This is a genomic window from Novosphingobium rosa NBRC 15208 (genome assembly GCF_001598555.1).
GTDB lineage: Bacteria > Pseudomonadota > Alphaproteobacteria > Sphingomonadales > Sphingomonadaceae > Novosphingobium > Novosphingobium rosa.
Genome location: NZ_BCZE01000133.1, coordinates 1 through 10513, shown reverse-complemented (window position 1 = coordinate 10513; position 10513 = coordinate 1). Strand labels below are relative to the sequence as shown.

Here is a 10513-nt window from a genome sequence, read left to right as displayed (position 1 = left end):
GTCTCATATCTGAGATTATGTGCAAGCGTTCAGGCTGCCGCAATTGAAGGGGGCCCAATGCTAGATTTCCGAATGGATTGCACTGATCGACGCTGGACGGGGATAAATCAGGGCGCTAGTGCCGTACCCGCACAGCCCATGTCGGAAAGGTGCTCGAAGGTTTCTAGTATGAATAGTTCTGGCACCGAAGTAGGAATTGATGGAGCAGGTCAGCTCGAAAATCAGGTGGACCTGGTGAACGCGAATCAAGTGAAGAGCCGCATTCACTTGTTGCTCGGCAAAATAAACGCGCTGTTTGTTTTGACGGTCTTGGTGCCTTGCCTGATTTCCATATTGTATTTTGGCTTTTTGGCTTCTGATGTTTACATATCGGAATCTCGCTTTGTTGTGCGTAGCCCGGAAAAGCAGAATACGTCGGGTCTGGGTATTCTGTTGAAAACAACTGGATTTGGCAGCTCTGGTGACGAGATATACGCAGCTGAGAGCTATATGCTGTCACGAGATGCCCTTCAGGCGCTCAATCGTGATCATTCGTTCGTGAATTCTTACAGCGCGAAGTCTGTTTCATTTTTTGACAGATTTGATCCAGGAAGTAAAAGTACTTTTGAGGATCTTTATAAGTATTATAAGAAAAAAGTTAATGTGGAGCAGGATACGACGTCATCCATCGTTACTCTGACTGTCCGCGCCTACACGCCGCAGGATGCGCGCCGTTTCAATGAGCATCTGCTTGAGATGGCGGAGGCGACCGTCAACAAGTTGAGCGAGCAAGGGCGGCAGGATCTGATCCGCTATGCTCAGAAGGAAGTGGACGAGGCCAAAGAGAAGTCGCAGCATGCTGCCCTGGCGCTGTCTGCCTATCGCAACGAGGCGGGGGTGGTCGATCCCGAGAAGCAGGCGACCGTCCAATTGCAAATGATCTCGAAGCTGCAGGATGAGCTCATCACGACCCGCACCCAGTTGCGTGAATTGCGAGTTATTGCGCCCCAAAATCCGCAAATCACAACACTCGAAACTCGTGCGAAAGGTTTGACTCTGGAGATCGATGAGCAGCTTGTCCAGGTGGCCGGTGGCACCAAGTCGCTCTCGTCGCGCGCGGCTCAGTATCAGCGCCTTTGGCTGGAAAGTCAGTTTGCCGACAAAAATCTGGCAAGTGCCATGGCGTCTTTGGAAGAGGCCCGTAACGAGGCGCGGCGCAAGCAGACCTATGTCGAGCGCATCGTTTCGCCAAACTTGCCCGATGACGCTTTGGAGCCGCGCAGGTTGCGGGGCATCTTCTCGACCTTGATCCTGGGCTTGGCGGCTTGGGGAATCATCAGTATGCTTGTTGCAGGCATGCTGGAACATCGCGATTAACGGGATGTTTTCTAGGCTCACACCAATCGGGCGAAGCGCCGCTATCCAAGGTCGGGTGATCCACGCATTGCTGATGCGTGAAATTCTCACCCGCTATGGCCGGCACAACATTGGGTTTTTGTGGCTGTTCGTTGAGCCGATGTTGTTCACTACGGGCGTGACCGTCCTTTGGACTCTCTCAAAATCGGTTCACGGATCGTCATTGCCAATTGTTGCCTTTGCGCTCACCGGATATTCCAGTGTTTTGCTGTGGCGTAACATGCCTGCGCGATGCATTGGCGCCATTGAGCCGAATCTCGCCTTGATGTATCACCGCAATGTCCGGCCGATCGACATTTTTGCGGCTCGCCTCCTTCTTGAGGGCGGTGGGGCAACCATTTCTTTTGTTACCCTTAGTCTGTTTTACATTTATATTGGCTGGCTCGAGCCTCCGGAGGATGTTCTCACCGTGATCGAGGGATGGGTTCTTATCGGCTGGTTCGGCTGCGGCCTTGCTATGCTGATGGGGGCTCTTGCTGAAAAGAGTGAACTTGTCGATCGACTGTGGCATCCCGCATCCTACATCATGTTCCCTCTGTCAGGGGCTGCCTTTATGGTAGACGCACTTCCACCCGCAGCACAGAAGTACATTTTGTACGTGCCCATGGTGAATGGCGTGGAGATCGTGCGGGAAGGTTATTTTGGCGATCATGTGCGTGTGCATTACGATTTGGGCTATCTTTTTGCATGGTGTGTTGCGCTGACCCTTCTAGCGCTCACGCAGGTTGCTGACGTCAATCGCGGGATAACGCCGGAATGATCTCCGTTGAGCATGTCCACAAGGTCTATCCCACGCGCACGGGCGACCGCGTCGTTCTTGATGATATCTCCTTCTCGCTGGGAAAAGGCGAGAAATTGGGCATTCTTGGCCGTAACGGCGCCGGAAAATCGACATTGATCCGGCTGGTGAGCGGGGCGGAGCGCCCCACTTCCGGCTCCATCACCAGATCAATGTCGGTTTCATGGCCGCTCGCGTTTGGGGGAGCATTCCAAAATGCCCTCACTGGTCTCGATAATGTTCGTTTTATCAGCAGAATTTATAAGCAGGACTACCGCCAGAATATTGATTTTGTGGCCAGTTTTACCGAGCTGGGACTTTATTTGCGTGAACCGGTTCGGTCATATTCTCAAGGTATGAGGGCCCGACTCGCATTCGCCATTTCCATGATCATTGAATTTGACTGCTATTTGATTGATGAAATCACGGCCGTGGGTGACGCAAAATTCCATGAGAAATGCGCGACTGAACTCTTTCACAAGCGCCGTGATCGTGCGATGCTTATAATATCCCATGACGCGGAATATGTACGGAATCATTGTGGAAAATTTGCTGTTCTGGAAGACGGAAAGCTGGTTTTTTATCCCGATTTCGATCAGGCGATGGCTGCCCACACGCACAATTTACATCTGAATGCCCAATAGAAATCCCGTAGCAGCGTATTCAATGGAGTTTATGTATGAGTAAGACTGCCCTGATTACCGGCGTTACCGGACAGGACGGCAGTTATCTTTCCGAGCTTCTGCTCGAAAAGGGCTACCAAGTTCACGGCATGATCCGCCGTTCCAGCACGGTCAACACCTGGCGCATTGACCACCTGCTGGAAGAAGGCGCGGAGAACGGCTTCTCGCTGCATTACGGTGACCTGTCGGATGCTAACTCGCTGCGCCGCCTGATTGACGTGACCCAGCCTGACGAGATCTACAATCTCGCCGCGCAGAGCCACGTCCGCGTCAGCTTTGACCAGCCTGAGTACACCTGCGATGCAACGGGCACCGGCGTGCTGCGCTTGCTCGAAGCGATCCGGGCCTCCACGCAATATACCCCCAAGACGATCCGCTTCTACCAGGCAGGTTCGAGCGAGATGTTCGGCTCTGCCAAGCCGCCGCAGAGCGAGAACACCCGCTTCGAGCCGCGCAGCCCCTATGCCTGCGCCAAGGTCTATGGTCACTACCAGACCGTGAACTACCGCGAGAGCTACGGCATGTTTGCCAGCAACGGCATCCTGTTCAACCACGAGAGCCCGCGTCGTGGGGAGGCCTTCGTGACGCGCAAGATCACGCTGGCCGCTGCCCGCATCAAGCTGGGCCTGCAGAAGAAGCTCTATCTGGGCAATCTGGACGCCAAGCGCGACTGGGGCTTTGCCGGTGACTATGTCGAGGCCATGTGGCGCATGTTGCAGCATGACACCCCCGGTGACTATGTCGTGGCGACCAACAAGGCGATCTCGATTCGCGAGTTCCTGGAACTGACCTTCCAAGCCCTCGACCTCGACTGGCAGGATTTCGTCGAAATTGACGAGCGCTTCTATCGCCCCGCCGAGGTGGATTACCTGCTGGGCGACTACAGCAAGACCGAGCGCGATCTGGGCTGGAAGCCGACCCATGACGTCGCTTCGCTGGCCAAGATGATGGTTGAAAGCGACCTGCAGCTAGCCAAGCGCGAGAAGCATCATCGCAACTTCGACGAACTCGAGGCGCAAATTGGCCAGTAAGCCAGGCCTTCTCGTCACAGGTGCATCGGGTTTCGTAGGACGTTACGTCATCGACCTGGGCCGCGACCGGTTCGACATTGTCGCAACCGGTCGCGGCCAGCGCCCCGACTGGCTGCCCGCCGATGTTGCCTGGCAAGCGGTGGATCTGCTGGATCGAGCCTCGGTGGCGTGTATGCCAACGGATCTGCCGTATGTGCTGCATCTGGCCAGTGAGACGGTACCCTCGAAATTCTCCACTTATGATCCGCTGCTGGATTCAGTCGAGATGTCTCTGAACCTGTGCCGCCATCTGCGCACGGGGCGCCTGTTGTTTGCCAGCTCCTGTCTAGTCTATGCGGCCAGCAGGGAGCCAATGACGGAAGAGACGCCTCTCGATCCGCGCGGGCACTATGGCCTGGCCAAGGTACTATCCGAGGCGATTGTTGCGCGGGCGGCCTCGCAGGAGGGCATCGAGACTGTAATTGCTCGACCGTTCAACCATATCGGCAGCAGGATGCGGCCGGATCTTGTCATCCCCTCGATCGTACGCCGGGTACGGGATGCAGCGAATGGCGATACCATCGTCATGGCTGGTCTCGACAGCATCCGCGATTTTCTCGACGTCCGCGATATCGTCGAGGCTTATTTTGCGCTGCTCCAGCAGCCTATGCTGACTGAAACGACCTTCAATGTGGCTAGCGGCAAAGCCACAAGCATCGGCGATGTAGTGCGCACTGTCGCCAAGGTGCTGGACAAGCCGATCGGCGGCGTGAGCTTCACGACAAGCGGCAATTCGGCGGATGACACAATTGCCGTGGTTGGCAATGCCGAGAGGTTGAGGCAAGCAACTCGTTGGACGCCGAAGCACGGCCTTGAAGACAGCTTACGGGATTTGGCAAGTGGGGTACTTGCTTGAAAAACGTGAATTCTGAATTTTTAATTTGGAAAATTTTCTCAGCCTATTGGGGCCAAGCTCGAGAACTTTATCATGAATCGGATGTATGAGGGCAGGGAAGTCAAAGATTTCCTAGTGAAGTCATATACGGAACTCTGTTCCTATGATGATACCGATTTTGTAGTCCGTGCCTATATTGCGATTCTGGACAGATTTCCTGATCCGATTGGCGAACGGTATTACCTGTCGCGATTGAAAATGGGTTACTCGAAGACCCATTTGCTGAATCAATTGCATCAATCGGCTGAGAGCACGCTGCATGTCGGCTTGGTGGCGGGGCTTGCCGGAAAATTAAGAGAGTACAGAAGGGCGTCCTTGTTGGGCGTGAGCTGGCTTTATAGGTTGTTCGGTTATTCTGAGGGAAATAGCAGTTCCGAACGTACAAACCGTGCGTTGCTGAACCAGTTGGCGGGCATTCGTCAGGAAATCTCTCAGCTGACTCTTCAAGTTCATCCGGTCATTGCGGCCCCCTCGCTGGGCCATTCCGACCAGGCGTCATCCGCTGTATCGGTTGAGACGGTTCCAGACATCATCGCGCTTGCCCACCACGAGGTTGCAGTGGAACGGTCATCGCAGCATGCCACCCATTCTCTCAACTTTGGGGGACAGCACATTGTGCTTCCCTTGTCGACGGACAGCCAAACCAGGCGACTGGCCGAAGCCCTTGAGCGTAAAATTCTTTTTATGAAGAGAGTGGTATGAGGCTTCTTTTCGATCTTCAGGGCATTCAGAATCTGAGCCGTGGACGGGGCATCGGCAGATATGTTTTAAACCTTTTTCAAGCCATCGCGGCGCGCGATGACGTGGAGGTTTTTGCGCTTCTGAATGGAAGCCTAACAGCGAATCTGGATGATGCCAGGGATCTTGCTCGCGCGGCCGTCGGTGATGCGAACATTCTCATCTTCCCGGGCATGACAGACACCATGCCGCATAATGAGCCTATGAAACAGCGCCGCAGGCTTTGCGAGGCCGCTTATGAGGCTTTTGTTGAAAGTGCAGGCTGTGACGCTTTGCTTGTCGGCAGCTTGTTCGAGGGTTTCGATGACCAGACAGTTGTTTCGTTGAAATCCCATTCGTCCAATGTGGTCAAATCGGCAGTCCTCTATGATCTTATTCCTCTCATTGAAAAGGAAAAGTATCTCGGATTCCACCTCGCTCATGACTGGTATTTCGACAGGGTGGAGCATCTGGTCGAGGCCGATCTGCTTCTTGCAATTTCCGGATCGTCTCGGCAGGAGGGTATTCAGCACCTAGGTGTTGCGCCTGATGCATGCATCAATGTCGGAACGGCGACTGACCGGAACGTTTTTTATCCCGATGTGCCAGCGACGCGCAAAGAGCTTGCCGCGCTCAACATTGTGAAGCCATTTCTTATGCACACCAGTGCATTTGATGAGCGCAAAAACTTTGAAGGGCTGATCGAGGCGTTCGCCCTGCTACCGAAGTCGCTTCAGAGCCAATATCAGCTGGTTCTGGTCGGCGGTTCTAATGAGGATGCCGTGATGCGCATCCGGCACCACGCAGCCAAGCATGGGCTTGGGGATCAGGATGTCATTTTTCCCGGTTATGTGACCGATTCCGATTTGGCAAAGCTGTATCGCTCTTGCAGCCTGTTTGTGTTTCCGTCTTTTCATGAGGGTTTCGGTCTGCCAGCCCTTGAGGCGATGTCATGCGGTTGCCCGGCGATCGGGTCCAACCTGACCAGCATTCCGGAAGTGATTGGTAGCAAGGATCTGCTTTTTGATCCGCATGATGCTTCCAACATGGCTTCGCTGATCGAGAAGATCCTGACTGACAGTGCGTGTCGAGACAGTGCGGTCCGGCATGCGGAAACCCATTCTCGGACATTCAGTTGGGAGGGTGTGGCTGACCGGGTTGTCAATGCTTTGAAGAAAGCCTTTGCGGAGCGCCCTGCCCGGCGCAGGGCCTTTCCCGATGCTGAGCGCATGCTGTCCAACATTGCATCCGCTATTGACCTGTCTGGCTATGCAGCCGCTGACTTGCTTGATCTGACCAGCGTTCTGGTTGAAGGTGAACAGCGTATCGCTGAAAGTTATGGGAAAAAGGCTGTGGGTAAGGGCGCTGTTTGGCGCATTGAGGGCCCCTTCGACAGCACCTATAGCCTTGCCTTGCTGAACCGCGAAACGGCCAGGGCACTCGCCAATCTAGGCTATGATGTTGCGCTGAAGTCGACTGAAGGTCCGGGTGATTTCGATCCTTCCGAAGCGTTCCTGATTGAAAACCCGGATCTGAAGATCATGCATGATCGTGCGCAGAGATCGACGCATGAAGATGCCGTGGTGGTCAGTCGGAATCTTTATCCTCCTCGGGTTGAAGACCTGAGTGGAAGCGTCAATGCCCTTCACCATTTCGCCTGGGAAGAGGCGGGCTTCCCCGTGGAATGGGTGGATAATTTCAATAATAACCTGAACATGATGACATGCTTGTCCAAGCATGTTGAAAAGATCATGATCGATAATGGCGTTTCCGTTCCGATGGTCACCAGCGGCTGCGGTGTGGATCATTGGGAGCGGATCGAAGCCGATCCGGGATACAAGGTCGATGGCAAGGCATTCAAGTTCTTGCATGTCTCCTCATGCTTCCCTCGCAAGGGAGTCGATAGCCTCATCGAAGCCTATGGCCGGGCTTTTTCGTGCGACGATGATGTCAGCCTGATTATCAAGACCTTCGAAAATCCTCATAATGATTTGCTCGAAAGACTGGCGCAGGCCAAGGCGAGCAATTCTCGCTTCCCGAATGTCATAACCATTTTCGGCGATATTTCCGATCGGCAGTTGAAGGCCCTGTATGCGCAGTGCGACGTCATGGTCGGGCCGAGTCATGCTGAAGGTTATGGCCTTCCCTTTGCGGAAGCCATGCTGAGCGGTATCCCGGTCATAACAACGGCATGGGGCGGTCAGACCGACTTCTGCAATGAGGGAAATTCCTGGCTTGTCGACTACAAGTTTGAACGGCCTGATACCCATTTCAACCTCTGGTTTTCCGCATGGGCCAAGGTCGATGGTGATGCGCTGGTCGCGGCGCTGAAGGAGGCTTATGCGTCCTCATCGGCGCAGCGAAAGGCCATGGCGACATTGGGTCGCGATCACCTTCTACAAAGCCATAAATGGTCAGATGTCGCTGGCAGGCTGTCTGCCGCTGCTTCTCTCTTGCCATCATCGTTGAACAAGGCGGATCCATGTATTGGTTGGATCAGCACCTGGAATGAGCGTTGCGGCATTGCCACTTATTCAAAGCATTTGATTGATGCAATGGATGGGGATGTCGTTGTTTTCGGGCCTAAAAATTTTGAAAAGGTCGATGACGGAGATCAGGCCGTTCGAGTCTGGCACCGTGGCAAGGACGATACGAGACTGGGTGACATTCTTTCAACGAAAGAAGCTGAAAGAATTGATGTTTTTGTCATTCAGTTCAACAATACCTTTTTCAATCACACTGATTTGGGTAACTTTGTCGAGAAGGCGCGAGCGCTTGGTAAGCCTGTCGTTATTTGCCTGCATGCGACAAGGGACCAAGTAGAAACCCAACCTGAAAAAGATTACCATCTTTCATATATGGTTCCGACTCTTGCAGTATGCGACCGCGTGCTCGTTCATTCAGTGGAGGATCTGAACCGATTGAAAAAGTTGGGACTGGTGCATAATGTAGCCCTGTTCCCTCATGGAGCGCTTGTTCATGAGGTGAATAAGTCTTCTCGTGCGGACGATGACCTTCCCTTGATTGCCACATATGGATTTGCGTTGCCTCACAAGGGATTGTCGCAGGTTGTCGAGGCTGTGAAACTTCTCAAGGATCGCAACCAGCCAGTGCGGCTGCGACTTGTGAATTCAGAGCATCCGGCGAGTGTATCGGGCGATCTCCTGAAGAACTTGTATGATCTTTGCCAGGTACTTGGCCTTGGGGATCAAGTCGAGTTCCATAATCACTTCCTGAAAGATGAAGACAGTCTAGATCTGTTGTCGGAGGCCAATCTTGTTGTATTCGCCTATCAGAATACAGCCGAATCTGCGAGTGGGGCTGTGCGTTACGGTATGACGGCTAATCAGCCGGTTGCGGTCACGCCAATTCCGATTTTTGATGATCTTCAGAATTCTGTTTATCGATTTTCCGGCACTTCACCCGAGGCAATTGCTGACGGAATTGAACGGATTTTGGCATCTATTGAAAATAGGGATGACGAGTATAAGCTTGTCTCGGAACGAGCATCGAGTTGGAGGAAGGAGCACGATTATCGTCGTGTTGCCAAGCGTTTGCGTAATATCTGCAAGGCGCTGATCTAGAGCATTTTCAAGTTGGCCGTATACATAAAACGGTTCGGAAAATACGGCATCGAAAGACAAGAGCGTTTTCGCTTCTAGCGAAAACGCTCCAAGACCTTGGAGATTGCCTGAGGTTTTCCTGAACGACTGGCTGTGCTGGTCAATGAAGAGAGCCAGGTGGGAACATTTTTGGTGTCGCCTACCGCCGACGCTCGGTGCTACCAATATGCGGCCAATTGATATTTTGTCGCCATAGCTTTTGTTCCTGCCCCATCTTCCATCATGGCATTTTCCCTTGCTGAAAGGCTTAAGGGGCGGTGCTACCCTTGGAGGCTAAGGGTAATACGGGTTAAATTGCTTCTGTCGATCGCGGATGCTCGCGAAACCTCAAAATCATCGAGCGAGGCATGACTGGTGACGCCGGGACGATCAAAGAAGTGCCTTTGACCAGATGTTTAGAATGTTCTCTGGATTAAGTAAGCCAAGCTTGCCAGCCTATCGAGGCGCCGCCTAAAGCGACTATGCCTGCGTTATGTAGACACCGCCGGCTGTTGCGCCAAAGCCACACTTCGTAAAATGACGCAGCCGTTTATCTCGCCCATGCAACAATCCGTCTTGGGCGCACTTTCCTTCCCCGACGTCGCTTCGGAGGCCACCAACCGCGAAGCGGCTCACTCTGTGTAAGGGGAAGAACGAATGAAGAAACTCATTCTGGCCGCCGCACTGGCGTCCGTAGCATCGGGGACCACGGCCTACGCCGACGATCACGGTCCCTATGTCACCATCGAAGGTGGCGCCGTGAAGAACGAGCGCGCCGACATCCGCACCGGCGGCACCTATCAGCGCTCCGACCGCTTCAAGTATGGCTGGGAAGCCGGTGGCGCCATCGGTTATGACTTCGGCAAGTTCCGTCTGGAGGCTGAAGGCTTCCACTACGAAGCCGGCATGCAGTCCTCGCATCGCCCCTCGGGCACCTACACCGCCGATCAGGGCCGTCTGGCCGGTCAGAACAACGCCACGGCCTATATGGCCAACGTGCTGTTCGGTCTGGGCCACTGGGGCGGCGCCAAGTTCTACGCCGGTGGCGGTGGCGGCTATGCCGCGATCCGTTTTCACGAGAACGAGCCCGGCCTGACGCCGATCAACAAGCGTGACACCGGCTATGCCTGGCAGGCCATCGCCGGCGTGACCATGCCGCTGAGCCACAACATCGATCTGGGTGTGAAGTATCGCTACTTCCGTCCGGACGGCACCGATCACTTCATCAACGCCAACAATGTGGTTCACCAGACCTCGCTGCGCACCCACTCGCTGCTGGCGACGCTGACCTACAACTTCGGCCATGAGGCTGCTCCGCCGCCGCCTCCCCCGCCGCCGCCGCCGCCTCCGCCGCCCCCTCCTCCGCCGCCCCC

At 54.2% G+C, this 10513-nt stretch carries 8 protein-coding genes; all 8 read left to right on the top strand.

Going from position 1 to position 10513, the window contains the following annotated elements; translation table 11 throughout:
• Positions 1 to 168 precede the first annotated feature (168 nt).
• Positions 169 to 1356, top strand: coding sequence for a hypothetical protein (locus tag SR3_RS29390; RefSeq protein ID WP_245654155.1), 1188 nt, complete (start codon positions 169 to 171; stop codon positions 1354 to 1356).
• Positions 1357 to 1360: 4 nt separating this feature from the next.
• Complete coding sequence (locus SR3_RS29385) at positions 1361 to 2155, top strand: ABC transporter permease (protein WP_068094706.1); 795 nt, start codon at positions 1361 to 1363, stop codon at positions 2153 to 2155.
• A complete protein-coding gene (locus SR3_RS29380) occupies positions 2152 to 2817 on the top strand; it encodes an ABC transporter ATP-binding protein (protein ID WP_068094704.1) in 666 nt (221 codons plus the stop codon). The genes SR3_RS29385 and SR3_RS29380 overlap by 4 nt, the downstream gene beginning before the upstream one ends.
• Before the next feature lie 35 nt (positions 2818 to 2852).
• Positions 2853 to 3887 (top strand): GDP-mannose 4,6-dehydratase, encoded by a 1035-nt coding sequence (gmd, locus tag SR3_RS29375; protein WP_068094701.1) that lies wholly within the window; start codon positions 2853 to 2855, stop codon positions 3885 to 3887.
• Positions 3877 to 4782, top strand: a complete 906-nt coding sequence (locus tag SR3_RS29370; protein ID WP_068094697.1) for an NAD-dependent epimerase/dehydratase family protein — start codon at positions 3877 to 3879, stop codon at positions 4780 to 4782. The genes gmd and SR3_RS29370 overlap by 11 nt, the downstream gene beginning before the upstream one ends.
• 72 nt (positions 4783 to 4854) lie before the next feature.
• Positions 4855 to 5523 carry a DUF4214 domain-containing protein gene (locus tag SR3_RS29365; RefSeq protein ID WP_084456053.1) on the top strand — a complete coding sequence of 223 codons (669 nt, stop codon included), beginning with the start codon at positions 4855 to 4857 and terminating at the stop codon, positions 5521 to 5523.
• On the top strand, positions 5520 to 9122 hold the full coding sequence (locus SR3_RS29360) for a glycosyltransferase (protein ID WP_068094691.1): 3603 nt from the start codon (positions 5520 to 5522) through the stop codon (positions 9120 to 9122). The genes SR3_RS29365 and SR3_RS29360 overlap by 4 nt, the downstream gene beginning before the upstream one ends.
• Before the next feature lie 675 nt (positions 9123 to 9797).
• The coding region (locus SR3_RS29355) for an outer membrane protein (RefSeq protein WP_068094688.1) at positions 9798 to 10513 on the top strand (716 nt) is incomplete at its 3' end.